20 protein-coding genes and 2 tRNA genes are annotated in these 26,106 nt (G+C 43.1%); 10 read left to right on the forward strand and 12 right to left on the reverse strand.

The window, feature by feature from the left end; translation table 11 throughout:
• Positions 1 to 48: 48 nt before the first annotated feature.
• Positions 49 to 1,527 (reverse strand): hypothetical protein, encoded by a 1,479-nt coding sequence (locus R7041_RS00005; RefSeq protein WP_318114805.1) that lies wholly within the window; start codon positions 1,525 to 1,527, stop codon positions 49 to 51.
• Positions 1,528 to 2,565: 1,038 nt separating this feature from the next.
• Here R7041_RS00005 and R7041_RS00010 point away from each other — a divergent pair.
• The 4 genes from R7041_RS00010 to R7041_RS00025 all read left to right on the forward strand — a co-directional run bounded on the left by R7041_RS00010 (position 2,566) and on the right by R7041_RS00025 (position 6,976).
• Entirely contained in the window at positions 2,566 to 4,197 is a 1,632-nt protein-coding gene (locus tag R7041_RS00010; protein ID WP_053303666.1) for a methyl-accepting chemotaxis protein, read from the forward strand.
• Between the two features lie 201 nt (positions 4,198 to 4,398).
• Positions 4,399 to 5,628, forward strand: a complete 1,230-nt coding sequence (gene alr, locus R7041_RS00015; protein ID WP_025767730.1) for an alanine racemase — start codon at positions 4,399 to 4,401, stop codon at positions 5,626 to 5,628.
• A 311-nt stretch (positions 5,629 to 5,939) separates the two neighbouring features.
• Positions 5,940 to 6,671 (forward strand): AzlC family ABC transporter permease, encoded by a 732-nt coding sequence (locus R7041_RS00020; RefSeq protein WP_017820197.1) that lies wholly within the window; start codon positions 5,940 to 5,942, stop codon positions 6,669 to 6,671.
• Complete coding sequence (locus tag R7041_RS00025; protein ID WP_017820198.1) at positions 6,668 to 6,976, forward strand: AzlD family protein; 309 nt, start codon at positions 6,668 to 6,670, stop codon at positions 6,974 to 6,976. The genes R7041_RS00020 and R7041_RS00025 overlap by 4 nt, the downstream gene beginning before the upstream one ends.
• Before the next feature lie 140 nt (positions 6,977 to 7,116).
• Here the strand turns inward: R7041_RS00025 and dld are convergent, their stop codons facing one another.
• The 6 genes from dld to R7041_RS00055 form a co-directional block, all read right to left on the reverse strand.
• Positions 7,117 to 8,823, reverse strand: coding sequence for a D-lactate dehydrogenase (dld, locus tag R7041_RS00030; RefSeq protein WP_206949022.1), 1,707 nt, complete (start codon positions 8,821 to 8,823; stop codon positions 7,117 to 7,119).
• A gap of 382 nt (positions 8,824 to 9,205) precedes the next feature.
• Positions 9,206 to 10,108 carry a LysR family transcriptional regulator gene (locus R7041_RS00035; RefSeq protein ID WP_017633645.1) on the reverse strand — a complete coding sequence of 301 codons (903 nt, stop codon included), beginning with the start codon at positions 10,106 to 10,108 and terminating at the stop codon, positions 9,206 to 9,208.
• Between the two features lie 239 nt (positions 10,109 to 10,347).
• Positions 10,348 to 10,423: transfer RNA gene (locus R7041_RS00040), tRNA-Gly, on the reverse strand.
• 37 nt (positions 10,424 to 10,460) lie between these two features.
• Positions 10,461 to 10,534: transfer RNA gene (locus R7041_RS00045), tRNA-Cys, on the reverse strand.
• A gap of 204 nt (positions 10,535 to 10,738) precedes the next feature.
• Positions 10,739 to 12,193 (reverse strand): ATPase RavA stimulator ViaA, encoded by a 1,455-nt coding sequence (gene viaA / locus R7041_RS00050; protein ID WP_206949023.1) that lies wholly within the window; start codon positions 12,191 to 12,193, stop codon positions 10,739 to 10,741.
• Positions 12,194 to 12,202: 9 nt separating this feature from the next.
• Positions 12,203 to 13,864 (reverse strand): ATPase RavA domain-containing protein, encoded by a 1,662-nt coding sequence (locus R7041_RS00055; protein WP_053303672.1) that lies wholly within the window; start codon positions 13,862 to 13,864, stop codon positions 12,203 to 12,205.
• Positions 13,865 to 14,133: 269 nt separating this feature from the next.
• On the opposite strand from R7041_RS00055, the gene R7041_RS00060 reads away from it, so the two are divergent.
• From R7041_RS00060 to R7041_RS00080, 5 genes are all read left to right on the forward strand, one after another.
• Positions 14,134 to 14,649 (forward strand): NUDIX hydrolase, encoded by a 516-nt coding sequence (locus R7041_RS00060; RefSeq protein WP_054579018.1) that lies wholly within the window; start codon positions 14,134 to 14,136, stop codon positions 14,647 to 14,649.
• A gap of 22 nt (positions 14,650 to 14,671) precedes the next feature.
• The gene (gene ltaE / locus R7041_RS00065) at positions 14,672 to 15,676 is read left to right on the forward strand and encodes a low-specificity L-threonine aldolase (RefSeq protein WP_206949024.1); all 1,005 of its coding nucleotides are present in this window, start codon (positions 14,672 to 14,674) and stop codon (positions 15,674 to 15,676) included.
• A gap of 78 nt (positions 15,677 to 15,754) precedes the next feature.
• Positions 15,755 to 16,075 carry a c-type cytochrome gene (locus tag R7041_RS00070; protein ID WP_206949025.1) on the forward strand — a complete coding sequence of 107 codons (321 nt, stop codon included), beginning with the start codon at positions 15,755 to 15,757 and terminating at the stop codon, positions 16,073 to 16,075.
• A gap of 211 nt (positions 16,076 to 16,286) precedes the next feature.
• Positions 16,287 to 17,819, forward strand: a complete 1,533-nt coding sequence (gene yfcC, locus R7041_RS00075; protein ID WP_005387492.1) for a putative basic amino acid antiporter YfcC — start codon at positions 16,287 to 16,289, stop codon at positions 17,817 to 17,819.
• Positions 17,820 to 17,929: 110 nt separating this feature from the next.
• Positions 17,930 to 18,925 carry a succinylglutamate desuccinylase/aspartoacylase family protein gene (locus R7041_RS00080; protein ID WP_206949026.1) on the forward strand — a complete coding sequence of 332 codons (996 nt, stop codon included), beginning with the start codon at positions 17,930 to 17,932 and terminating at the stop codon, positions 18,923 to 18,925.
• A 207-nt stretch (positions 18,926 to 19,132) separates the two neighbouring features.
• Here the strand turns inward: R7041_RS00080 and R7041_RS00085 are convergent, their stop codons facing one another.
• Positions 19,133 to 19,666, reverse strand: coding sequence for a lipocalin family protein (locus R7041_RS00085; protein ID WP_025767720.1), 534 nt, complete (start codon positions 19,664 to 19,666; stop codon positions 19,133 to 19,135).
• Between the two features lie 304 nt (positions 19,667 to 19,970).
• Between R7041_RS00085 and R7041_RS00090 the strand changes: the two genes are divergently transcribed.
• Positions 19,971 to 20,351: a cystatin domain-containing protein gene (locus R7041_RS00090; protein ID WP_170893256.1), complete on the forward strand. Its 381-nt coding sequence runs from the start codon at positions 19,971 to 19,973 to the stop codon at positions 20,349 to 20,351.
• A gap of 59 nt (positions 20,352 to 20,410) precedes the next feature.
• On the opposite strand, the gene R7041_RS00095 is transcribed toward R7041_RS00090, so the two are convergent.
• The 4 genes from R7041_RS00095 to R7041_RS00110 form a co-directional block, all read right to left on the reverse strand.
• Positions 20,411 to 23,467: an AAA family ATPase gene (locus R7041_RS00095; RefSeq protein WP_206949027.1), complete on the reverse strand. Its 3,057-nt coding sequence runs from the start codon at positions 23,465 to 23,467 to the stop codon at positions 20,411 to 20,413.
• A gap of 9 nt (positions 23,468 to 23,476) precedes the next feature.
• Complete coding sequence (locus R7041_RS00100; RefSeq protein WP_005375971.1) at positions 23,477 to 24,610, reverse strand: exonuclease SbcCD subunit D; 1,134 nt, start codon at positions 24,608 to 24,610, stop codon at positions 23,477 to 23,479.
• A 361-nt stretch (positions 24,611 to 24,971) separates the two neighbouring features.
• The gene (locus R7041_RS00105) at positions 24,972 to 25,811 is read right to left on the reverse strand and encodes an NAD/NADP transhydrogenase subunit beta (RefSeq protein WP_206949028.1); all 840 of its coding nucleotides are present in this window, start codon (positions 25,809 to 25,811) and stop codon (positions 24,972 to 24,974) included.
• The gene (locus R7041_RS00110; protein ID WP_005375969.1) at positions 25,812 to 26,102 is read right to left on the reverse strand and encodes a PAAR domain-containing protein; all 291 of its coding nucleotides are present in this window, start codon (positions 26,100 to 26,102) and stop codon (positions 25,812 to 25,814) included. It lies immediately after the preceding gene.
• Between the last annotated feature and the right edge of the window lie 4 nt (positions 26,103 to 26,106).

Here is a 26,106-nt window from a genome sequence, read left to right on the forward strand (position 1 = left end):
GGCTACGACGATTGATGGGCGTAACCGCTCAGATCGTAGCTTCTTGATTTAGTTCCATCGAATTACGCAACAAAGCCCAAAGTCATTTGTGTAGTGAAAAATAACTAGTTCCTTTCCATCATCTTCTATACAAGAACGGAATAGGCCATTAATATGCCCGTCATCCACATTAAAACCATAGCCTATAACTGCGACTACATCAGACTCCTTTAGGTTATTGTATAATTTCACATAACGTTCAGACATTTTAATTGATGTGAGAGGTTTAATCCCACTTTGAGTAAATAAAAATGGAACTGTAAAATGCTGACTATCGGCTGAGATTTCTTTAGATACAATAGTATTTAGGTAAGGATCATAGCAGTCATCAACTGAACCATTCAAATAATAAACATCTTCATCTGATATTGTTCCGATAAAGTTGTTATAGTTCGTTGTACCAATAGCCTTAATTTCATGCTCTTCTTTAATATTTAGAATATCATGATAGTAACCATCACCACTTATTATTTTCTCATGGAATTTATCAGCTATAGATGATATATATCGTTGAGCCGTATTCAAAAATATATTTATCTTGCAAAATTTGGCCCAATCTGTTTTTGGGCTATAAAGATAGCGCCAGTTAGAATCAATCAGTGATTGATAGTCTAGTGAAGCAGCAAAGATATCTTCAAGAATTTCTAGGGCAAATGCACATATAAGGTGTTCATCACTTGTATCAGCTGTTATTGCAATTGGCTCGCCATCTAAGATAACTTCGAGGCCTGTCAAACCTGCCCCTCTATAATCTAAAGAAAAAATAGCCCCGAGATCATCAAATATGTCAATCTCATCAGGTTTCTTTTCAAAAATGCCATCATTTAAATTATGCACTAATTCTTCGCCACAAGCCCCTATAAGCAGCTCAAGGACAGAACGACAAAAGTCACGGCACCTTTTTCTTATAAAGAAGTTTTCATCCGTGGATGGGAGCTCAAGTGCTTTCAAGTAACTCGAGAAAAAGTCGCTTGAGAACAGTTGATTATAATCTCCCAAAATACCAGAAATTCTAATTTCATGGCTAAATGTTTCTGAACCAAATGATATACCCAAAACCCTTTCAAAAGCTTCGCGTATGTTTCTATCAAATGTTTCATCAAACTTACGGGCTAATTCTGAGACTCTAGAGTCAAATTCTGATAGATATCTAATAATATCAAAACGTTTGTACTCTAAACTACTTTTAACCAAGCTTTCATATTGAGTTCTACCAAATGATGATATGGGCTTCTTCTCATAGTCTTGTGGTAGCCAATTCTTGGCATAATTTGAGCGTTTATTGACTTTTTCCCTTGCTTCTCTTAACCGTTTTTTGTCTTCAGCAACATCCATTCTAAATATGTCGAGGGCAAATTTCCCTCCTGACGGTAAACCATAGCCAATTTCGGCACCAGCACCAAAAAACAATGATACTTTACTCATTAACTCGCCCTTTTCCAAATATGAATCTTGAATGTCTTCAACAAACAGGTTTTCGATAGACATATTTCAAGCTGATCTTTAGCACACAATCATATCAACACGCTGCATAAGAAAGATATTCCAGCATGCGCATACTTGCCAAAAATTGTGAACTGATAACGTTTGGGCCGGGATGATTACTAGTTAATTTTCTATAAAGTGGACACTAACCCTTAAGTAAAAACTTTTATTAGGTTTCGCGTCCGCTTCATCACGCCCCACCAGACCGGACACAGACAAGAGACCCACAGCAATTCAGCCTTGGCTATATTGGCACGTAAATCACGCACAGTTCATCAGCACAGGAGATTCTTGACACTTTAATCGCACAGGAAATCTGCACAGAGAACAGGAGATAGACAGGAGGTAGGTTTGAGGAGAAGGCTTACCCTGAATTTCAGGTACAAAAAAACCAGCATTAAGCCGGCTTGATATGATTTTTACTGATTACGACACCGCAATTTTTCTAGGATTTTTAAATCCCTTGTGTCTACCAATTCCACCACCAGGGCAACGCAATCATGCGATGGGTTAGACACCATCTGTCTCAGCGACCTTTGCCGTGAGAACGAGGCGTACTTTAACGGATTAATTTATCTGGTCAACAATAAATTTTATCTTTTTGATTTAAGTGCTTAAAAAGCGATCTGCCTAGTATATTTGGCATTCAATTAGACCAATAAGCACCCGTTCCCTTTCATTAGCTATGAAGTCATACGCATACTAGTGTCCGTAACTGCTTCGAGGTAAACACGCGACTATCACGTTATGAACGCTGATCTTTTCATCGTTGTAACATCTGTAACAATTTGATTCCCTACTCTTGGCACGACTGCGTACAGAACATCATATTTTGTTACCGATAACTTTATATCGAATGTGGTCGTACCTTTATAAAATCATTGACTTTTTTTATTTTCAAACAAAGCTCAATTCATTATCGAAAATATCAATAAATAATGGTACGTTACACGAGTTGCAGTAATTTAATGGACATATATCACATATAAGGATGTGGTTTACTTTGGCGACACAACATAAGAAAAACAAGGTATATCACTAATGTCTATCAAGAATCTTTCTATAGCGAAAAAGATATCGCTATCGTTTTTACTCATTGCCATCGTCAACATTGCATTTGGCGTGTTTTTATCTACAGAGCTCAAAAGCATCAAATCTGAGCTTTTAAACTATACCGATGATACGCTTCCTGCAATGGAAAGGGTCGATTCGATTCGAGACCACTTGTCTCGCTGGCGCCGAGCTCAATTTGCTGCGTACACTTATGAAGACGCAGACCAAGTCAAAACTAAAATTTCTAACAATATTAGAGAACGCGAAAAGATCACTAGAGAGCTCAACGCTTACGGTGAAACTATCTGGCCTGGCGAAGAGCAGCAAACTTACCAGCGTCTTATGCGTCAGTGGAAAAAGTACTTGGATACTATGGACCAGTACAATGAAGCGATGCTAGCTAACGACAAAAGCAAGGCCCACCCTATTTTGGCGAACTCTTTGTCTGCTTTCGAAGCGGTTGACTCAGAGTTAGGCGAACTAATCCGTCTCCTTAAAGAAGCTATGGACAGCAACAAAACTCATATCCTGTCCTCTGTAAATGGATTGAGTAATTCTTCAATTGCAAGTAACGTGATTATTCTACTGATCATGGTAGGCATGACATACGTGCTGACTCGGCTAATTTGTGGCCCACTTAAACTTGTTGTTGAGCAAGCAAATGCCATCGCGACAGGTGATCTATCAAGTGACATTGACCGTAAAGCAATCGGCAATGATGAGCTTGGTGAACTGGCAGACGCGACCACTAAGATGCAAGATGACTTACGCCAAGTTATCGATAATGTGATTGCTGCAGTTACTCAGTTAAGCAGCGCTGTCGAAGAGATGAACCAAATCTCCGATATTTCTGCGTCTGGTATGAAAGATCAACAGCTGCAAATTACGCACATCGCAACAGCAATGACAGAAATGAAAGCGGCCGTAGCCGATGTTGCTCGTAACACTGAAGACTCAGCGAACCAAGCTAACGAAGCAAACCGCCGCACACAACACGGTGTTCGTGAAACCCAAGGTATGGTTGACGCGATTCAAGAAGTTTCAAATGTAATTGGCGCTGCAGGCGATACCGTAGCAGAGCTTGAACAGCAATCGAATAAAATTAACGTTATCGTGGATGTTATCCGCGACATCGCCGATCAAACCAACCTACTTGCACTTAATGCAGCCATTGAAGCGGCGCGTGCTGGTGAGTCTGGTCGTGGCTTTGCCGTCGTTGCAGACGAAGTTCGAACTCTTGCTGGCCGTACGCAAGATTCAACGAGTGAAATCACTTCGATCATTGAGCAGCTACAATCACTTGCAAAAGACGCAAAATCAGCCACTGAACTTTCTAGAACCAGTATCTCAGAATGTGCAGAACAAGGCATTCAATCAAAACAGCTGATGAGCGACATTGAGCATTCGATTTCGGACATCTCAGACATGGGTACCCAAATCGCCACGGCTTGTAACCAGCAAGACTCTGTTGCGGAAGAGCTTAACCGCAGCATTGAAAACATACATTTAGCATCTCAAGAGGTCTCGCAAGGCTCGGAGCAAACCGCACAGGCGTGCCGCGAACTAAGCCAGCTATCCATTTCTCTTAAAGATGTAATGAGCCGCTTTAAACTGAGTTAAACTCAGTGGGTACCTTAGTAGATATCAAATCAATCCCGATTTGCTTAAATTGAATGTCATCACTGAGGTATATTTAGGTATATATTAAATCACTATCTTAATAAACGCTCCAAAGCACCACTTGGAGCGTTTTACTTCGTCAGGTACTTTCCCCAAGTACTCAATAACATAACCAATACAAAAAACGCGTACGGAGACTTTATGCGCTTAAATAAAACCTTACTATCACTGACTATCGCTGCTGCAATCGCGGTTCCTGTAATGCAAGCTACTGCTGCTCCTCTTCAAATTAGCAATACAGCAGCAAAAGCAGAGCAAGTTCAAGGTGCTAACGCTTGGCTAGAAATAAACTTAGGTCAGTTCCGCGATAATATTGAGCAGTTTAAATCGCACATGGATGGCAAAACGAAAATTTGTGCCGTGATGAAAGCCGACGCATACGGCAATGGTATCGCAGGCCTGATGCCGACTATTATCGAGCAACAAATTCCTTGCGTTGCCGTTGCAAGTAACGCCGAAGCACAAACTGTTCGCGACAGTGGCTTTAAAGGCCAACTTATGCGTGTACGCTCAGCGGATATTGGCGAGATTGAAGCCGCAATCAACCTAAATGTCGAAGAGTTGATAGGCACAGCAGAGCAAGCTAAAGCACTGTCTAAACTAGCCGAGAAAGCTGGTAAAGAAATCAAAGTTCACCTTGCTCTGAACGACGGTGGTATGGGACGTAATGGTGTTGATATGACGACAGAAGCAGGCAAGAAAGAAGCGCTAAAAATCGCTCAACAAGCTGGCGTAAATATTGTTGGTATCATGACTCATTTCCCTAACTACAATGCAGACGACGTGCGCCAAAAGTTAGCTTCATTCAAAGACAGTTCTGCATGGCTGATTAAAGAAGCGAATCTAAAACGCGACAACATTTTACTGCACGTAGCAAACTCTTACACCGCGCTTAATGTTCCTGAGGCGCAGCTTGATATGGTTCGTCCTGGTGGCGTTTTATACGGAGACTTACCAACTAACCCTGAGTACCCTTCTATCGTGTCTTTCAAAACACGCGTGGCATCCGTTCACCACCTGCCAAAAAATAGCACAGTCGGTTACGACAGCAGCTACACAACAAGCAAAGAAAGCTTAATGGCGAACATTCCTGTTGGTTACTCTGATGGTTATCCACGAAAAATGGGGAATACGGCAGAAGTTCTGATCAATGGCCAACGTGCAAAAGTTGCGGGCGTTGCTTCAATGAACACTACTATGGTAGATGTTACAGGTATCAAAGATGTTGAGCCTGGTTCTGAAGTTGTTTTGTTTGGCTCCCAACAAGGCAAAACGATTTCAGCTGCTGAGATGGAAAAACACGCAGAAGTCATCTTCCCTGAACTATACACGGTTTGGGGAAGCGCGAACCCTCGTGTCTACGTAAAATAAACCTATTCAGTTATTCGTAACAGAGCGAAAAAGCGAGCCTCGTGCTCGCTTTCTTTCTTATTTACTAATCTGTACTAGCTCGTGATGTTATCAATTAAACAGAGCTTACTATTTCTGTTGTTTTATTCTCCTTTAGCACTACCAAGCGCGACTCTCTACACTCTGTTTCTTAAAGCCGCTTGGATGGCTCAATTTTATATAGCACTTAGAGTTTGAAAGCCCCTCCAATTGATGTTAAACATGAAGTTTACAAAAGAATAACAAACACACTCGTATGGCACTGCCCCTTTGCCTGCTAGCTAGGTATCTCTATGACAGAAAATACTCAACATCTTCAACGCTCCTCCACTGAGTTGCACGAATTTAATCGGCTTGACGTCTGGAACGGCTTCACCCAACTTTTACCCCTCTCTATGTTCGTGGTCATATTTGGCCTCGCTTTCGGTGTTGCTGCGGTACAGACTGGACTAGATGTATTTCCCACTATGTTGATGAGCACACTGGTCTTCGCCGGTGCTTCACAATTTGCCACGTTAGAAATGTGGGGAGCAGAAGTCCCTCTCATTCCAGTTCTTATTACTGTATTTGCTATTAATGCTCGTCACCTCTTGATGGGAGCTACACTTTATCCATGGTTACGACAACTCCCACCAACAAAACGTTACGGTGTAATGCTGGTAGCATCAGACGCTAACTGGGCAATGGCACTCAATGCATTTGGTAGAAAAGAACCAGGCTTTGGCTTGCTTGTTGGTGGCGGCTTAGCGATGTGGTCTTTTTGGATTGTGGGCACCTGGATCGGCATTTATTTTGGTAGCGCAATCAAAGATCCGGTGGGCCTAGGGCTCGATATGGTTATGGGATGCTTCCTGCTGTCTATGGTGGTGGCCGGGCCGAAAGACTTAAGAATCTTTGCTATTTGGGCCATAGCAGCAGCCTCTTCTATGTTGGCGTATTGGTATTTGCCAGAGAATAGCCACGTAGTGGTTGGCGCCATTACTGGCGGAGTCTTGGGTGCTTGTTGGAAGGAGAAGAAAGCATGAACATCGAAACAACCTTAGGTGGCACACTGCTTATCATTATCGCTATGGCGTTAGTCACGCTCATAACCCGCTGGGGCGGAGTGTATGTTATGTCATTCATTCCAATTAGCGAACGGGTTCAACGTTTCATTACTGCGATGTCAGGCTCCGTATTGGTTGCCCTTTTAGCTCCGCTAGCAGTAGAGGGTGATAACGGTGCTAGAGCAGCACTGTTTTCTACTGCCGTTGTCATGTTCATCGTGAAAAAGCCTCTACCCGCAATCGCAGCAGGCATCATCGCCGCCGCTGCAGTACGTGCTCTTTAGTCGTTGTTTCAAAGCCGATACCAGTCATCAATAAAAGACCCAAAACACAAAGCCCTGATGTCACAAGTGTCATCAGGGCTTATCTTATGCTCATCATTTTAACGATGAACAACGATTATTAATCATGGTGAGACAGCACATTACGCACAGCAGTTACAATTGCGCTTATATTTGTCCATTTTACCAATACCAGGGTTAAAGGTATTGGTTGGGTCTAATTCGTGGTAAAACTTCTGCAACGAGTTTTCGGCTTCATACAAGTGACCCACGTTATGTTCTGCTGGGTATTTGGCACCACGGCTATTGAGGTGCTCAAGCATCAGCTTTTTCATCAACTTCGTGTCAGTCCCTTTTTTGAAAATGTAATCTTGATGGAAGACGTAACACATAAAGTGACCATAATAGAGCGCTTGAACAAGGTTCTTACTTACCTCTTCAGGCAAAGTTTCTAGCCACTCTTCATCATTACGTCGCAAAGCGATATCAAGTGCAACGATGTCTTCTACGTCTTTTCGGTGAATCGTCTCGCAACGAATTGCTGCACCTGCTGCTGCAAAGCGATGTAAATAAGCTTTTTTACCCTCTTCCGGCGTACACTCGAAGAAATCACAGTCGTCTTCAACAGCCCAAACTTCTTTGAGGTATTTTTGTGCTTCAGCAATACCACCATCACTCATTTTCAATACCAGGTGATGCTCATACTTGTCACGGAAATCCAGCATTCGCTCTGGTAAATGTTGTGGGAACAACTTGCTCGCGTAGTACAGAATGGTGTCTGGCAGATATTTACTGACAAACGGGATGCGCTCTAAGAAGTTTTCTACCTTAGCTTTAAGTGCGAACATTTTTGGCAGCTTATCTGTGCCTAACAAGTCGATTGATAAGAACACATCCTTGCCGTACTTCTCTGCCATGTTGAAGATATCTCGATGCAAGTATTCTCCCATCTCAGGCAAGTTATCAAACGTAGATAAGAAGTCTTTTCGCAACTTCGTTAGTTTCGCAGGGTCATTGGTGCCAAGGTAAAAAACCTGCTCTTTTTCGGGTACTGGGTAGCTGTCAACCCGAACGGCAAAAACACCCAACTTGCCAGCACAGCCACTGGCTTCAAATAATCGGCGTTCATCGGCATTAAAGCGAGAAGGAATGTCAGAAGTCACGTCTCGAACACGTTCATCGTATTCTCTGTCTGATGCCATTCGCTCATCATGAATGATCTTCGCTGGGTCAAAGTTCCCTTCTTGCAGGTTTGTTAGAATTTCTTCTGGCGTTTCACCTAATCCTTCAATACCAAGGTGGTTCACCAAATGTAACTGGCCTTGCTTATCGACCTGCGCGTAGATCGCCAGTTCCGTATAAGCAGGACCACGCTTAACTAGCGCACCGCCTGAGTTATTGGCGATACCACCGACCACAGTGGCACCTAGCGATGAAGAGCCGATGATAGAATGCGGTGCTCGGTTCACTGCCTTCAACTCTTTCTCCAAAGAGTGTAAGCTCGCACCAGGCAAGCAAACCGCCTGCTTACCACCATCTAATAAGTGAATCTTCTTGATTTTGGTAATATTGATCACAACCACATCGCGATCATAATCATTACCACTCGGAGCTGAGCCCTCTGTTAAACCTGTTTTAGCCGCCTGCATGATAATGATGCAGTTTGCTTCAACACACTGTTTAATAATCTTCCATTGTTCTAGAAGAGTGTTAGGAAACACGATAGCAAGCGCATTACCACTACCCGAACGAAACCCCGAGCGGTAATATTTCGTTTTAACCTCGTCGGTTAGAACATTTTCTTCCCCCACGATGGTTTTAAATTCTTCAATCAGCTGCTTTTGTTTCATATCCGTATCTCTAGTTATTGTACTTCGCTCACAACACCGCTTAGCGGCAGGCATGGCGTTTGAGCCACTATAAGCAGTCCATTTCTCTGCGTCTATGTCAGGCGGACGAACAATACGTAATCAATAAACAACAAACAAAATAATTCTTTATTTTTCTGTTACTTATCTTTCACATTTGAGAAATTTAACGTAAGAAACAGACCGTTTCTTAAAAGAAACAATAGCAAAACCATTTGTTAACAGTTGTGCGGGGTATCTTGTTATCAATATTAGTGAAGAAAACGAGGAGAAGCGTAAGCTCCTAAATTTAAGAGGACTCTTAGAAATGAAGATGGAAACATAAGCTCAACACCAACATAACGATCGGTGTTGAGTTATTGGCTTAAAATCGATGGTTTTGACTTTGAAAGCTTGTGTATAGATGATCGATAAAGATCTTAATTTTTTCTGGTTGCTGACGAGTGTAAGGGTACACCGCATAAATACCCAAACATTTGGCTGTTTCGTCTTTAAATAACTGAATCAGACTGCCTTGCTTTAAGTCTTCATAAACCAATACACGCGGCACATAGATGATTCCCTGCCCTAACAGCGCCACATTTCTCAATACAGAAGAATTGTTAGTACAGAGGTTACCGTCGACGGTGATTTGATATACCTCGTCTCCATCTTTAAACGCCCACTCATGCGCTCCGGTTTCTTGGTAGGAATAGACTAAACAATTGTGTTTAGCCAAGGCTTGAGGTTGTTTAGGTATGCCATGTTTAGCTAGGTATTGGGGTGACGCGCAAATGATCCAATTTGCATCCACCAGCTTTCTTGCAATCAGACTAGAATCTGGCAACACACCCGTTCTAATTGCCAAATCAAAACGTTCATTCACGATATCGACGAAACGATTATCTAGATCCATATCGATATTGATGTCTGGGTATTTCTGATTAAATTCATTAATCACTTGAGGAAGAATTAATTCACCAGAGATAGTAGGCACCGAAATTTTAATGTTTCCAGATAAGTTTTTACCTAAACCCACAATGGATTCTTCCGCCGTTGCCACCGCTTGATAAACCGCTTTTGCATGAGTAAAAAACGCTCGTCCTGCTTCAGTCAACGTTAGCGTTCGCGTTGTTCGGTAGAGAAGCTGTACACCAAGCTCTTGTTCAAGCTTGGCAATCCGTTTACTGACGACCGATTTGGTCAGTGACATATGTCTCGCGGCAGCACTGAATGAACCTTGCTCGATCAAGTGATAAAAAATGATGTAATCGTCGGTATTTCTCATGCGTCTTCGTCAAATCCTTTGGAAGCCCGTATTGTAAACTGAAATTGGCTGAGGTGCGAAACATCGGGTCACACTTAATATCAGAAACTCGTGACAGAGATGGGGTTGCTAAGCTCACAGGTAATGAAAAAGAGATGGTGTGAATTTATCAGTCTTCAGATACAAAAAAACCAGCTTTCGCTGGTTTTAAGTTGATGCACTTGGCATCGAGATACCGCCATGGCCATATCTGAATAATTTGGAGCGACACACGAGGTTCGAACTCGTGACCTCAACCTTGGCAAGGTTGCGCTCTACCAACTGAGCTAGTGTCGCATTTATTCTCGAAAGCCATTCACTCTCAAAAGAATAATGGAGGCGCCTCCCGGAGTCGAACCGAGGTCCACGGATTTGCAATCCGCTGCATAGCCACTCTGCCAAGGCGCCTTTTTATTACGCTTCAGGGCTCTACCCCGTTGCGTTGGTGGCTACTTTACGGATTGAGAGAAGATAGTCAAACAAAAACATTTCATTTTCTGTTCGTTTGATTTCTTTTAAGTCAATTCGACCAAAGTTCGATCTTATTGGCTTAAAACGAAGCAATATAAATCTCGCTTTCAGTTCGTTTTGTCCCATGAAACATTAAGGCGTTTAATAGTTGCTGACCCTTTTTAGCAATCTTCCCACAACATTAGGGTGATAAGACCAAGTGTGATCAAACATCGACATTAATGCAGGATTTCCGTATTTCGATAAGCTAATCGCGTGAAAACGGTTTTTCTTCGCTTTGAGCGCATCCACTTTGGCCAGTAACTCGTCTTGTTGTTTTGGCGCGATAAAGTCGGAAATGACTACCATGTCTGCGTTTTTATATTTATCACCGCTCATCAAGTCGATAGATTTAATCAAAGTTGGCTCTAAGTCTGTACCACCATGGAAGCTATAAGTTAGAAAGTCCGCCGCCTCGCGCAGACCATCTTGTTTGGTTAGTTCGTAGGTAATGTGTTCCGTAGAAAAAATAATGACATAGCAATCACGTTGCTCCGCTAGTGCGATTTGCATCAGAGCATAAGCCATGGCTTTGGCGCATTGCTCAGGAAAGCCACTCATGGAACCGGACGCGTCCACACAAACAATGAAGGGGCCTTTTTCGATATCTACCGCTTTATGGTCAGGTCGGTGAGCTTTAACTTTACGTAACGTGCGCGATTTGCCTTGTGTACGATAGTTCATGAGCCGTTTATCGACTAAGTGTTTATAGAACACAACTTCAAGTTCAGGATACGCCAAAAACATCGTTTCGTTGGGAAGTAGCTTATTTAGATCATCGCTTTCGTGAATACCAACAATATCATCCGTCGCCTCATCACTTTTCTCTTCGACCAATTGAAGTTCTTCAGTGGGCGCACGATTTAGTTCAGGATCATTTACTTGCCCCGCCATACGACCGAGTTGCTCCGCAATTTCTTGCAAGCCTTGGTGCTTCTTCAGAAACTCAGCATGGCGTTTCATCACCGTTAAGTCTGTTTTACTCAACTTGGCAGATGCCATATCCCACAGGCGCCCTACACTTTCAGCATCACCCGACTCCGTGACTTTATCCATATTACGCATGGTTTCCATACGTTGATACAGGTCTTTCAGCACCTTTTCTTTATTGGCTTCAAGCTCGCTTACTTGCGCTTGTTTTATTGCATCGGTGAGGCTTTGGTACCATTGATCACAAAAGTAATGTGGGAACATAGGGTTATTCATCCCTTTGTTCTTTTCCATCATTCGGCGAGCTTGCATGTAAAACGCAGAGTGCCATTCCAGCTTTTTAATCACATCTTCGATGTTTTCAAAAAACGCCTCTTCATCCCAGTGAATGACCTCTTGATATAAAGACAGCTCTTGTTGGAAACGCTCTGTCTCACATACCTTGGTGATCCGTTTTTTAACTCTGCCTCGCCACTTTAACAAGTGACCTTTGACCGAAGATTTAACGCCTCGGTTTTCTGCCATCATCATGACTTGTGAACGCGCCATCAAATCATTAACTGCGCTATCGATGATGCCAGAGTCGGCCACCATCAGCGCGAGGTTAAGTCCGTCTGCACCTAGCATGTCGTCTCCTTATGAGAAAAACTGATGTAAGTTTTTAAAGCGTTGGATAACTTTTTCACTTTCTGCTTGGATTGATTCAAGTCTCTGACTGACCTGTTGCAGACTCGACTCCATTAGGCGGGGTAGTTCAGGATCAACAAAGCTATGCGGAAGCGCATCATGAAAGTTCGCTTTCACCTTGCGCATATGGTGTTCTGCCTCACTAAGCTGATTTACGGCTTTTTCGCTCTGCGTTAACCACTTTTGGTAAAGCTCTACATCCAAGCCCTCTTGAGTCACTAGGCTAACCAAAATTCCTCGGTTCGCGATATCACGGATAACTAGGTTATTCGCCGCGTCAACATCAAATCGTAAACGGCACATGTTGGTGTTTTGATTGACGTAACCATACACATCACCGCTTCCCTCTTTAATGACTCGATCTAACTCATCTTTGGGTACATAAACCCATCGGCTATCACCTTTTTCTGATTCTGAAACCGACATGTTGCTTTGCAAGACAACCAATTTAACTAAGTTAACAGCTGCGCCAACTTTGTACATCTTGGCTTTAGAGGTATCAAAGCGCATGGTTTCTTTACGCAAAATGCCCGTTGCCGCTTCAGACGTTAACGTCATGCGGTAGGCATCTTCAAGTTCATGTTGAACATCAACCAAAGACTCTCGGCAGTACTCAATTTCCTGCTCCGCGTCTTGTTGATCAAATGCATGTTTTAAGGCGAACTCTTGAACCACTTCACGTACCACATCTCGCGATTCAGGACTGTTCCATAAACAATCTTGCAGCAGTAAAAGGTCAAGCGGATTTATCTCATCGCGACCATTAAAAAACGCGCTCGCTTTTAACAACTTCACGGCTTTCTTCCAGCGGCGGTCAGAGACATACATATCGGTATTGGCCACATCACCAAACTGAGCTTCAACTTTGCTTTCTAACATCGTTTTAAGCTGGAAAAGCTTTTCGAATGCATTGTCAGTTAACGTCAATTTGTCGAGCTGTTGTTGCCATTGATGATATTCTTCATCAGTTATCGCTAGGCCTTCTGGTACTTGTGCCTCTTGCGATGTGCCCACAGTCAACATCGACTTAAAGTTTTGTTTATTCTGAATTCGATTCACAAACACACGCACCAACATGCGGTCGTAGAGCGCATCCAATCCACTATCTTCATCGGGTAATTCATTGGAAGCCGATACCAACAAGCGCATTGGCACACGCTCGATATCGCTGCCATTTTTGAATGTTTTCTCATTAACCACTGTAAGCAATGTATTAAGAATTGCAGGGCCCGCCTTCCAGATTTCATCCAAAAATACGACTTGTGCAGTTGGCAAATACCCTTTAGTTAAGCGAACATAACGGCCGTTGTCTTTTAGCTCTTGGATACTCAGTGGCCCAAACACCTCTTCAGGGGTTGAGAAGCGCGTCATCAGGTATTCGAAGTAACTGCTGTTATCGAACGCTTGGATGAGTCGTTTGGCAATTAAACTTTTTGCAATACCAGGCGGACCTAAAAGAAAAACACTTTCACCAGCAAGTGCAGCAAGAAGGCAGAGCTTGATCGTATGTTCACGCTCATAAACGCCATCCGTTAACGCTTTCGCCAATTTATTGATGCGTTCTGAGAGAAGCGCTTTTTCGGCATTTGAGGCAAATAAGGTTTGTGTCATACGTTCTCCGGCTGCTGAAGTGGTATTGCGTTAACATTTTTATACACTTGTTATAACTTTGTTACAAATGTATTTTGTCGAATTCCCCTTATAGCAGATGCTTTTCCCCTTCTTGACGAAGCAATCAAAGTTTCCATTTATGAGACATTGCTCACTTAAAGTGCAAACGCTTTCGTCGCGTTGCAGTATTTTTTGCTTTTGTTTCCCACCATTTGTGGTTAATGTCGAAAAACGTCAAAAATGCGGTAACAGCTAGGGTTCATAACTGCATGAGCAAGATAATTCATAAATGGAAGCAAATTTCTCTGATTGAAGAAGACGTTATGCTTCCTACAGGACAGGCAATTACGCACACCACAATCCATCATCCGGGTGCTGCGGTGATTCTCCCTATTACAGCGGAGGGTCACATTGTCCTTGTCCACCAATTTCGGCCTTCACTTAATAAATGGCTATTGGAACTGCCTGCTGGTACCAGAGAAGGCAACGAAGAGCCACTCTGCTGCGCCAAAAGAGAGCTAGAGGAAGAAACTGGGTTTAGTGCAGAGAAATTCACGTCTCTCGGCCAAGTCACCCCTCTTGCCGGATTTTGTGATGAGATACAGTATCTATTTGTTGCCGAAAAGCTTAACAAAACAAACCGTTACGAGTGCGATGAAGACGAAGTGATTGAGGTCGTCACCTTGTCAATCAAGCAACTCGAAGAAAAGATTGTCGATGGCACGATCACCGATGCCAAAACGATCGCTTGCTTAAGCAAAGCGCGCCTTTGCGGATATATTTAGGACTTTGACCAAGGAGACATTCATGGATTTTCGATCAGATACCGTTACACAACCCACCCAAGCCATGCGAGAAGCCATGTTTAAGGCCCCTGTTGGGGATGATGTTTATGGTGATGACCCTACGGTCAATGAGCTTGAAAAATTTGCTGCGCAGCTTGCTGGTTTCGAAGCAGCTTTGTTTACCACTTCAGGCACTCAAGCCAATCTGCTCGGTTTAATGGCGCATTGCGAGCGGGGAGATGAATATCTATGTGGGCAACAAGCACATAACTACAAATACGAAGCTGGTGGCGCGGCGGTTTTGGGATCAATTCAACCTCAACCAGTCGAAAATAACCCAGATGGCGCGCTACCATTTGATAAACTGGCTGCTGCGATTAAACCAGATGATTGTCACTTTGCTCGCACTAAGCTTCTCAGCTTAGAAAACACAATTAATGGTAAAGTACTACCTCTGTCTTACTTAGCAGAAGCACGTGACTTCGTGAATAAACATAACTTGCAGATGCATCTAGATGGCGCTCGCGTTTTTAACGCAGCCGTTGCACTTGATGTTCAGGTAAAAGAGATCGGTCAGTACTTTGATTCAATGACGATCTGTCTGTCGAAAGGTCTGGCTGCCCCTGTTGGCTCGCTACTGCTTGGTAGCAAAGACTACATCGCAAAAGCACGTCGCTTAAGAAAGATGGTCGGCGGTGGTATGCGTCAAGCGGGTATTCTTGCCGCAGCAGGCAAACTTGCCCTTACCGAACAAGTGGAACAGCTAAAACAAGATCACATCAACGCAAAAACCTTAGCGGAAGGTTTAGCAGAACTGCCTGGTTTTTCAGTCAACCCTGAATTTGTTCAAACGAACATCGTGTTCGCGAAGCTTGATCCTCAAGTGGACATAGTAAGTATCGCTGCGAAACTAAAGGAACAAAACATCACGATAACCCCTGGAAATCCAATTCGTTTTGTAACTCATAAAGATATTTCAGCGAAAGACATCGACACTTTCTTATCAAGTATAAAATCTCTACTTTAATTTGATTTTGATCATTGAGCTTCCCCTAAGGGGAAGCTTTATTGTATCGGCATGATTTTTAGCGAATAGATAACCTCCATGCTCAGATTTGTACTTCTAATCTCTTTTATTTTCTCTTCCGCTATCCATGCCGAGCCGTTTGGTGATGCTGATAAAGGTAAAATCAAATCACCTAGCTGTGTCTATTGTCACGGTGTTACAGGCATCGCAACGAACAACACCTATCCAAGCCTTGCTGGTCAAAATTCTAAGTACCTTTACAATGCAATGAAATCTTATCAAGCCGGTGAGCGTAAAGGGCCGCTTGCAGAAATGATGGCAGCACAGTTAAAAATGTTAAATGATGAAGACCTTCGTGATGTCGCTGCTTTTTATGCAGAACAGACAGAAATCAAGTAATTAGATCACCTGTAGATGACTATGAAAGCTCGTGAATCATCCAAACTCAACGCATATTGAAACATTAACCCAACATTTGGCCACAAAACAATCAAATTAACTTCACTTCAAATATTTGATGAATTTATAGTTCAACATAAGCATTAATATTGACTTTTTATTCTATTTTATCGATATTTCATGCTTTATTGAATTTGACGTGAAGTAAGTTATGTCTCACACACATGCGCAACCAGCAGACTCGGTTGCTACCCCTAAGTCGTGGCAGATGCCAGATACCCTCATTTTGATCTTCATTGTTGGTATTCTTGCTGCGATTCTTACCTACTTAATTCCTGCTGGTCATTTTGATAGCCAACAGGTGACCTACATGGTCGACGGTGCAGAAAAAACTCGCACAGTTATCGATCCTTCTTCTTTCTCTTATGCAACCGACGAAAACGGTGAATTGGTTTACAACAAGGTTGGCCTGTTTGCTTCTGGTGGTGGCATTGGTCTGATGAACTTCCCTTTCGAAGGGCTAGTTTCTGGCTCTAAATGGGGCAGCGCAATCGGCGTGATTATGTTCATGTTGGTTATCGGCGGTGCTTTCGGCGTTGTAATGCGCACAGGCACAATCGATAACGGTATCCTGCGCCTTATCGATAAGACCAAAGGTAACGAAGCGCTATTCATTCCAGTGCTATTTTTGCTGTTCTCGCTAGGCGGTGCGGTATTTGGTATGGGTGAAGAAGCCGTAGCATTTGCGATTATTATCGCGCCGCTTATGGTTCGCCTTGGTTATGATGGTATCACCACGGTAATGGTTACCTATGTTGCGACTCAAATTGGCTTTGCTACTTCTTGGATGAACCCTTTCTCCGTCGCTATTGCGCAAGGCATTGCGGGTGTACCTGTTTTATCCGGCATGACAGTGCGCATGGGGTTATGGGCTGGCTTTACGTTAATCGGTATCGCTTTCACAATGATCTACGCCGCTCGTGTGAAGTCAAATCCTAAACTTTCTTACAGCCACCGCACAGACCAGTATTTCCGTCAGCAAGAGCTTGGCAATCAAGATTCTCGTTGGAACCTAGGTGACACACTCGTTATCCTTACGGTTATTGCGACCACGGTGTGGGTCGTTTGGGGCGTAGTCGCTAACGCATGGTACATCCCAGAAATCGCTTCTCAATTTTTCACTATGGGCTTTGTTGTCGCGATCATCGGTACGATTTTCCGCCTGAACGGTATGACGCTAAACTGCGCAGCTGATGCATTTAAAGAAGGTGCAGCTATTATGCTTGCACCTGCCCTATTAGTGGGTTGTGCGAAAGGTGTATTGCTTATACTTGGTGGTGGTACAACTGATGAAGCGAGTGTACTGAATTCAATTCTAAACAGTGCTGGCGGCGTGATTAGCGGGCTTCCTGACGTGGCTGCGGCATGGTTAATGTATGTATTCCAATCTATCTTCAACTTCTTCGTCACTTCAGGATCCGGACAAGCGGCACTAACGATGCCTCTACTGGCCCCTCTGGCAGACATTGCAGGCGTTACGCGCCAAGTGGCAGTTTTGTCATTCCAACTTGGCGATGGCTTTACTAACGTTATCGTCCCTACTTCGGCATCTCTCATGGCAACGCTTGGTGTCTGCCGTATCGACTGGGGTGACTGGGCAAAATTCTGCTGGCGATTTATTCTATTACTCTTTACCCTATCAAGTATCGTCGTTATCGCAGCTCATATTATGGGTTTTGCGTAAAACGAAGCCAATTGGTAATTAAGGCGAGACATGTTCTCGCCTTATTAATATTCATGGTATGACGACGCTAAGGTTTTAGATTAGCTTATGGTTTTGGAGTGGTAACTTTAATGGCAACACAATTTCTCGATGACGTGATTCAAGGTCATCAAGTGATTCAATCTCTCAATGTAGCAGACCTAAATTCGGGCGAGCATAAGTTTTGGTTTCGCATCGCAACGAATGCTCTCTCTCAGTGGCAACACCTACCTGTGCTAGTGTTCAAAGGTGAAAAACCTGGCAAGAAGATCATGATTACCGCAGGGGTTCATGGTGATGAGTACAATGGTGTGTTAGCAGCGCAGAAAACTGCTCGAGAGCTCATCGGCACTGAAGTCGCTGGTACTGTCACTATTGTTCCAACCATTAACATGCCTGGTATGCTAAACCACAGCCGCGATTTCTATTCCGCAGACCCTGATGCGTCTCCTGCAAACTTAAACCGCTTTTTTCCTGGTGACCAAAACGGCAATGAGGCCCAACGTTACTTATATGCATTGTGGAATGATTTGCTCAAGCCAAATGCTGATTTAGCCATTGACCTTCACACTCAAACCAGTGGTGCGGCCTATCCACTTTACGTGTTTGCAGATTTCCGAATCGAGCAATCATTAGAAATGGCTCGCCTCATTAATCCTGATGCGATTTTAAATGATCCTGGAGATGCTGGCGTCCTTGAAACGGTCTGGAATAACCATGGTGTCCCAAGTATTACTGTTGAAGTAGGTATGGGGCGATATACCGAGCAAGAACTTATCAGTCGAACTGTAACAGGCATTTTTAATGTGATGAAAAAGCATAACATTGTTGAAGGTGATATGGACCCTATTACGTCATGCTTGGAAGGAAACGAAATCATCAGTGTGAAAGCGACACACGGCGGCTTTGTACTGCCTCATGTCAGTTTGATGAATTTTGTCGAGCAAGGCCAACTTCTTGCGATTCAATACGACAGCTTTGGCGCTGAGATTAAACGCTACACCGCCCCAACAAGCGGCACAGTACTTAGCCACAATGTTGAATCTATTCGAGCACCAGGTTCCCTGATCGTTCGTTTGATTAAGTAAACCATAACCGTTTGTTGATAGATCAACCTTTCGACGCTCACTCAAATTTATATAAGCCCCATCACGAGTAATCACAAATGATGGGGCTATATCCATTTTGACCACATTAAGTTACGCGGTAACAAATTACTGTTAAGCGAAATGACAAACTGAGCTCTTAATTAGGAAGCTTACCCTCTGTCCGCTTTTTCAGCCACGCTGATGAACTTAAAGCTGTCTTTGTTTCTCTTGTTCAACAAAAATGAGCTCGTCGATAGCGAAACCTTTCTCTTTAGCTACGTACTTAAAGCGCTCCACTACTTTCTCATCAACATTAGGCGTTCTAGACAATAGCCACAAGTAGTCGTGGTTGTAACCTGAGACAAACGCATAGTCATAGTTTTCACCTAGCTCAAACACAATGTAAGAAGAGTATATTGGCCCAAAAAAGGAAACCTTTAAGTGTCCAACCGTTTCATCTTCAACAAAATAAGCTTTGCCTTCAGCTTCTGACCACTGTCGCTCTTCTTCGGAATATCCACGGTTTATCACCTTAACCCCACCATCCTCGCGAACCTGATACTCAGCGGTAACGTTGGATAAGCCTCGCTCAAATGAATGGTCTAGGCGTGCAATTTCGTACCACTTACCTAGATATGGCTCTAAATCGAAATTATTGACGGGTTCCACCCCATCCGGCTTCGAGGTACAACCAAATAAAGTTGCAAGTGACAAAAGTAAAAATATTTTTATCGATTTCATACAACACCTAAATTTTAATTAGTGATTGATTTTACTCTAGAAGATAACAAATCGATCACTAAGCCGCACCATCACCTTCATAGGTACACATCACAATTCTTCATCAATAGCGCACTGAACACCGAAACCTCGTCATCTCAGCAAATCGTTAACAAGATTGCTCTATTTTTGACTTACAAGCTGACCATGCTTGTACATTTTGTCAGCATTTAACCCTATGCATATAGAAACTTTGCACAACATAGACATTCGTAGGCATATCACCCTCCTATAATACGTTGCGTTATAGACAGAGGTTATTGTTATGAAATTAAAAACAGTGTCAGTTTGTGCACTTTTGGTGTTACTTGCAGGTTGTCAGCAGGAAAAGCCGAGCGAAACGACACAATTAACGACCTCAGCAGATGTATGTAATGCACAAGGAAACATGCCAGGTGGGTGGAATGAGTTTAACGCGACCCCTGATGCACAAAAGGCAATGGCCTTTGTTTTAAAGAAAATGGACACAATAGCGTCGTTTAAACAAATACTGAATGTTCACGCGCAAATCGTTAGCGGCGTCAACTATGCTATTGAGTTTGAATTGGATGATGGCTCTGTTTGGAACACGATTGTTTATCGCAACCTCGATGGCGAATATGCGATTACCCAATCGCCAAAAGAAGGCTACTTTTGCGAACAGTAGCGACTTAGTCAGAAAGCCCCTAACAATAGGGGCTTTTTGATCTAACAGTAGTCACTGAATTAGACAGCGAAGCGACATTGAGATTTAATCGACACCGTTGAACCAAGTCTTGATGGTTCAACATCAATCCTCTGCGCCATTTGCTCTTTCAGCTCAGAAACGTGAGAAATAACACCGATCATGCGCCCAGTCTGTTGCAGGTCCACTAGTGTTTGAATAGCAAGATCTAAAGACTCTGGGTCTAAACTACCGAAGCCCTCATCAATAAATAAAGTGTCTAAACGGATACCGCCACTATAGGATTGCACAACATCCGACAAACCAAGTGCCAGAGCAAGCGCTGCCATAAATGATTCACCGCCGGAAAGTGTCGCAACATCACGCGTTTTTCCTGTGTAGCCATCTTCAACCATTAAATCTAAGCCGCGACCCGCAGCGCCTTTGAAGCCCTCTGTTTTTCGAGCAAGAATATAGCGCCCTTTACTCATAAGGCTTAAGCGTTGAGAGGCCTGAATCAGCACATCATCCAACAGTACACCAAGAACAAAGCGATGTAGGCTAACCCTGCTGCCTGTTTTACCGCTAGCAACGTCGTACAACGTACCAAAGACTTTGTATTCTTCTTCTAACTTACTATTTTTCTCATGCAACACGGCAATATCTTTACGAACCTTTTCAAGACGTTCAAATATTGAGCGTGTGGTATCAAGTTGATTCCTTACTTCAATATATTGCGCCTGCAGAGTGGTTAACCTATCGTTAAACGACTCTAAATTAGGCCTTTCAAGATCTTTCAATGCATGATTTAAATCATGTAGTGTTTGCTCAAGCTTGGTTTGTGCCTCTTTGAAGCTGTCTATTTCTTGCTGCCAGGCTTGAAGTTCATCATCTCCCACTCGACTACTTAGATAATGGCTTTCATCCTCAAATTTACTCGCCTGTAGTGCCTCATTCCACGCTAATTCTGCTTGGCTAAGTTTTTGCTCTGACTCAGATAACCACTGCTTGTTCGTCGCTAAGTGACTTTCCGCATTTGATTTCTCCAATATCGCTTGCTGCAAAGCGGTTTGCGCCTTTTCTAAGCCTGTGTTCAAACTCAGAATTTGCTCTTTTGTCAGCAAAATTTCACGTTCAAGCAAGTCAGCGGAACTGTATTTTGGGTCAATAGAAGCTTGTAATTGAGCCAATTGTTCTTGGTTCGCTTTAACGGTTGATTCATTTGCCGCCATTTTATTCTGCAGCTCATGAATTTTATTTTCACCCACGACGCAGCGTTGATTAAGCTGTTCAACGTTCTTTTCTAGCTTTTCAATATCAATAGCTTGTAGACGTAGGAGTTGAGCATTGATCGCTTGCAAATCATTTTGAACCGTCGAGATCTCAGATGTAGCATACTCACCCAACTCCTCTTTCAACTGGTTACACTGATTCTGATACTGACTAATGACAACGTTATGTTGTTCTAGCTGATTGCTTAGTTGGTTCAACAAGGTTTGAGCTTCTCGCTCTTTAGCTCTAGCCGCCTGAACTTGCTCTTTTGTAACGGCTTCTTCAACAAACGTTGCGGGGTTAGGATGCGTTTCGCTACCACACACCGGGCATGCTTCACCTGCTTTTAGTCGCTGCGCTAATACTGCCGCTTGAGCGTTGTGCCACTTAAGCTCTATCGTATCAGCGGCTTGTTGACGCTGCATATAGCGCTGACTGGCTTCGTGTAGTGACTGCTGCTTGCCTACAGTTAGCGCATTGAGTTTAGAGAGCTCTAAAGTAAGATCATGCAGCTTTTGTAGATCCTGTAACAGCCGTTGTTTTTGTTTTATTTCCGCATCGATGCTGCCAATAAGCGCAACATCAACTCGTGCTTTCTCTAGCTCCTTCTGTCCCTGCTGGGCCTGTAAAGTTAACTTATCTTTTAGTTCTATGTACTGTTTTAACGTTGCTTCAAATTGTTGTTTTTGTTGATAACCCGCCGTTATTTTATTTTCCAAATTGTCTTTCTCGACCAACTTGTTTTTCATACTTTCAAGCTGATACTGCAGTTGCGTTAACTGCGGGACCTTTGCCGCGGCCTCTTTTGCACTTTGCTGCAAGTTTTCTTGTTCTCTCGCAACGACATGAGCTTTTTCGAGACTCTCTTTCAAAGCTACGATTTTTTGCCTAAGCTCTTGCGTTTGAGCTTTTGCATTTTGTAATGAGATGTAGGGCAACTCTATCTTATTGGCATTTTTAGCGTTTTCTAATTGCTGTTGACGAGCTTTTATCGAATCTGAGTGTTCTAGATGCAGCTTGAGTGCGCTTTCTGCTTGCTCTCGTTTCGAAAACTCTCCATTCAAGGTTTCCGCTTTTTGCAATTCAGATTTAGCAGTATTGAGCTTATCTAACGCTGCTTGCTCATTCTTTTTATCAGACTCTAATTGCTTAGTTACTTGTTCCAGTTGTTGTAATAGTTCTTGTTCAGAACTCGCTTCTGCAACTTGTAAAGCACCTCGAATTTGATTATCAAATTCGCCTTTCGCTTTACTAATTGCACTCGCTTTATCTTTGAGCGAGTACTCAATTTTTTTATATATGTCAGTTTGAAAGAGCTGGCCAAAAATTTCTTCACGCTCTTTAGAACTAGCAAGCAACAGTTCTCGGAATTTTCCTTGAGGCAACACCATAACTTGACGAAATTGAGTTTCATTCAAGCCAATAATATTGCTAACTTCAGTTTTAACCTGAGTCGTCTTGCTGGTGATAAGCGTTTCAGTCTCACCGAGTTCATAAAGAGCCGCAGTGTGCTTTTTAATCGTCATCCCTTCACCACGGGCCTTGGGCGCTTCCTGCTCAGGGGATCGAACAACTCGGTATTGTTTGCCGTGTAACGAAAATTCGAGAACTACTTCGGTTGGTAAGTCTTGCGCGGATAAGTCACACCGCATCTGAATACCTTGTCGCTCATTACCTGTGGTTTCACCATAAAGGGCGAAGCAAATGGCATCTAAGATCGACGTTTTACCGGAACCTGTAGGACCATTAATCAAAAATAGAGGGTTACTGCCAAGCTTCTCAAAATCAATGATTTCAGTTTTTGCAAACGGACCAAAAGCTTGCATGGTTAGTTTAATTGGTTTCATCTTTGGTCCCTATTGCTGTGATAATTGCTTAATAATGTCAGTAACAGCTTGCTCTTGCTCTTTAGACAACTGGCTATCTTGCGCCTCAATAAAAAAATCTCGGAACATATCAATTTCGCTTCGCGCCAACTTTGCTTGCGCCATTTCCTGCTCTACCCCAATTAACATGCCAGGTTTCTCAAGGTGTAAAACGTTTGGATACACTGAACGAAGTTTTTCCATTGGGTTTAAAATCGCATGTTTATCCATCAAACGAACTAACAAATAATCTTCATTCTTGGGGTCTGTTTTCCCTTGCTCAATAACTTTATCCAGCTCGCCCTCTACAATACGCATTTCATGAGGAGCCGTAAGATCAATATGCTTTGCAGAAACGAATCCTTTCTTGTCCAGTTCAACTAACGTGAAACCTTTTCTCTGGTTCTGTTCACCAAAGCTATACTTCATGAGAGAGCCAGAGTAACGGATATGCTCTGCGCCTTTCTTTTGAGGCTGATGCAAATGACCAAGTGCGACGTAGTCAAAATCTAAGAAGTGTTCATGACTCACGCGATCAGAACCACCAATAGATAATGGTCGTTCAGAGTCTGACTCGATAGCCCCATCAACAAAACAGTGACTCACGAGCACGCGCTTTTGCTTAGAGATAAAGCGCTCTTTAATTTGCTCAACAAGCAATTGATGAGCCTCATCATGAGTGGATACCGAGGCTTTGTAGGCAAACCTGACCTGTTCAGGGTCGTTATAAGGCATACCATAAAACGCGACCTCGTCCGCAGAGTCCGTTTTTATGATGATGGGAGTGAGCATCTCTTCAAAGTTGCTAACAATATGGAGACCTGCATTTTTCATTTGCTCTGAGCCGAAACCTAACCTTTCTGCACCATCATGGTTGCCAGATATCAATATCATTGGTGTTTCTAACTCGGTACAAATGCGTTTCACGACTCGATTTAACAGTTCTATTGCAACCGTTGGTGGCACCGAACGGTCATAGATATCTCCCGCCACTACAACTGCATCGACGGGGTTGCGTTCTATATAGTTAATCAGTTGTTCGAGTACTGCTTGTTGATCTTCGAGTAGTGATACGTTGTGGAATTGTCGACCAAGATGCCAATCTGAGGTGTGGATAAACTTCATTCGAATTCACTTTCCGCCAATTCTATGAGTAGGCTTGCTTCTGTCAGAGTCCATGTACCGTTTATAAAAAGGAATGCGTCACGGGTGGGATCTCGAACAAGCCAAAACTCAAGTTATTTTATTTCGGTAAGGATATCTTGAGTCGAACAGCTTTTCATGTGGTTTGTGTTCTATGGCTGGCTATTTAATCAGAAAGCGAGAAGAACACTGTAAAAACGCGGTGAGCAAAGCTATTTTGAAAAGCAAGCTGCGCCTAGTCATTGTCCAAACATCATTAAAGGGCCAGTTTCGAGTCAATCCCCCATAACATTTGCATCACTAAAACCTCAGCTACTACTAGAAGGAAAAGCAATAGCCAGACCTATTCACTACGCCAATTGTATATTACTCCTACCGCATAGCCATCTGACTCGATGTCCGCTTGCAACACGTGAAAGTCTGGGCAGGGGCTGCTTCTTTGAAGCTCATCAATCACTAACGCTTTTAAAACGCCGCCACATGCACCCAATCCGCCAAGTTTGATATCAACAAATTGATACAGAGTTTGATCGGTCACCCACGGAGACAAGAATTGCATTGAGTTTAACCATTGCGGTTCTTCCTTATTAACGGATAAATACAATTGACTGAGTGGATGTTCACAACTTACTCCTAATTGCTTAAACACCTTGTCCACGGCGATGCGTTGTTGTTTGGCATCTAAATCAATTCGAACAACATCAGGCACAAGACCTGAATGTCGAAAAAAACACTTGGTTAAAATGATAGAGCTTTGAGGTTTGACATGCCCTTCTACATCACTCGTAACCTCTATAGCCAGTATCCAAGTCGCTTGCGTTTCATTAACTTCACGATTTATCCGATTTAGTGCCATCAAAAATGCAGCTTGGCCATAAGGATAAAAGTAAATTTCAGTATTGACAGTTTGGTCAACGAAAATAGAAAGCTCGCTTATCAATGCTTTAAGCAAACTTTTGTCCACCGAAGATGGTAAAAGAACACAGAGATTCCCCTTGATATCAGCTTGCTCAAGACTCTCGCGCTCAGAGCGCACGAGGCTTAATATATGCTCATCTATTGATTGAGCAAAGTCAGGGGGTCGGATTTCCTCGGACAATCTAAAAGAATCATCAGCTATCTCGCGAACGGTTTGTGAACGGCCATTAAAGGATAGAAGATGCGTTTGAAATGCGAGTGGCATCTAGCCTCCGATTAAAACCGTAGGCATACCAGATAGAATTTTGCCACCATGAGACGTTGAATCGCCGACTCTTGCGGCTGGTTTACCGTTGATTGTTACGCTAGAAGAACCTGCTGAGATACTATCCGGAGGACCGATACAAATAAGCTTGTCGCCTTGTCTTGCCGCAGGTATCCCGCCAATCGTTACGTTTGGTGAACCAACAACGACGGGACCACCGACATGCGGTATCTTTCCTGTTTTTTTAGGGCAAAGATGAAAGCTGCCCAAAATTGCGGCTGGTTTACCCACTTTA

This window comes from Vibrio sp. 1751 (assembly GCF_033339895.1).
GTDB classification, from domain to species: Bacteria; Pseudomonadota; Gammaproteobacteria; order Enterobacterales; family Vibrionaceae; genus Vibrio; species Vibrio alginolyticus.

Bases quoted from the DNA above. Each gene is read 5' to 3' on its own strand.
- R7041_RS00005 (WP_318114805.1), bottom strand. From the start codon at position 1,527: ATGTCTATCGAAAACCTGTTTGTTGAAGACATTCAAGATTCATATTTG.
- R7041_RS00010 (WP_053303666.1), top strand. From the start codon at position 2,566: ATGTCTATCAAGAATCTTTCTATAGCGAAAAAGATATCGCTATCGTTT.
- alr (WP_025767730.1), top strand. From the start codon at position 4,399: ATGCGCTTAAATAAAACCTTACTATCACTGACTATCGCTGCTGCAATC.
- R7041_RS00020 (WP_017820197.1), top strand. From the start codon at position 5,940: ATGACAGAAAATACTCAACATCTTCAACGCTCCTCCACTGAGTTGCAC.
- R7041_RS00025 (WP_017820198.1), top strand. From the start codon at position 6,668: ATGAACATCGAAACAACCTTAGGTGGCACACTGCTTATCATTATCGCT.
- dld (WP_206949022.1), bottom strand. From the start codon at position 8,823: ATGAAACAAAAGCAGCTGATTGAAGAATTTAAAACCATCGTGGGGGAA.
- R7041_RS00035 (WP_017633645.1), bottom strand. From the start codon at position 10,108: ATGAGAAATACCGACGATTACATCATTTTTTATCACTTGATCGAGCAA.
- viaA (WP_206949023.1), bottom strand. From the start codon at position 12,193: ATGCTAGGTGCAGACGGACTTAACCTCGCGCTGATGGTGGCCGACTCT.
- R7041_RS00055 (WP_053303672.1), bottom strand. From the start codon at position 13,864: ATGACACAAACCTTATTTGCCTCAAATGCCGAAAAAGCGCTTCTCTCA.
- R7041_RS00060 (WP_054579018.1), top strand. From the start codon at position 14,134: ATGAGCAAGATAATTCATAAATGGAAGCAAATTTCTCTGATTGAAGAA.
- ltaE (WP_206949024.1), top strand. From the start codon at position 14,672: ATGGATTTTCGATCAGATACCGTTACACAACCCACCCAAGCCATGCGA.
- R7041_RS00070 (WP_206949025.1), top strand. From the start codon at position 15,755: ATGCTCAGATTTGTACTTCTAATCTCTTTTATTTTCTCTTCCGCTATC.
- yfcC (WP_005387492.1), top strand. From the start codon at position 16,287: ATGTCTCACACACATGCGCAACCAGCAGACTCGGTTGCTACCCCTAAG.
- R7041_RS00080 (WP_206949026.1), top strand. From the start codon at position 17,930: ATGGCAACACAATTTCTCGATGACGTGATTCAAGGTCATCAAGTGATT.
- R7041_RS00085 (WP_025767720.1), bottom strand. From the start codon at position 19,666: ATGAAATCGATAAAAATATTTTTACTTTTGTCACTTGCAACTTTATTT.
- R7041_RS00090 (WP_170893256.1), top strand. From the start codon at position 19,971: ATGAAATTAAAAACAGTGTCAGTTTGTGCACTTTTGGTGTTACTTGCA.
- R7041_RS00095 (WP_206949027.1), bottom strand. From the start codon at position 23,467: ATGAAACCAATTAAACTAACCATGCAAGCTTTTGGTCCGTTTGCAAAA.
- R7041_RS00100 (WP_005375971.1), bottom strand. From the start codon at position 24,610: ATGAAGTTTATCCACACCTCAGATTGGCATCTTGGTCGACAATTCCAC.
- R7041_RS00105 (WP_206949028.1), bottom strand. From the start codon at position 25,811: ATGCCACTCGCATTTCAAACGCATCTTCTATCCTTTAATGGCCGTTCA.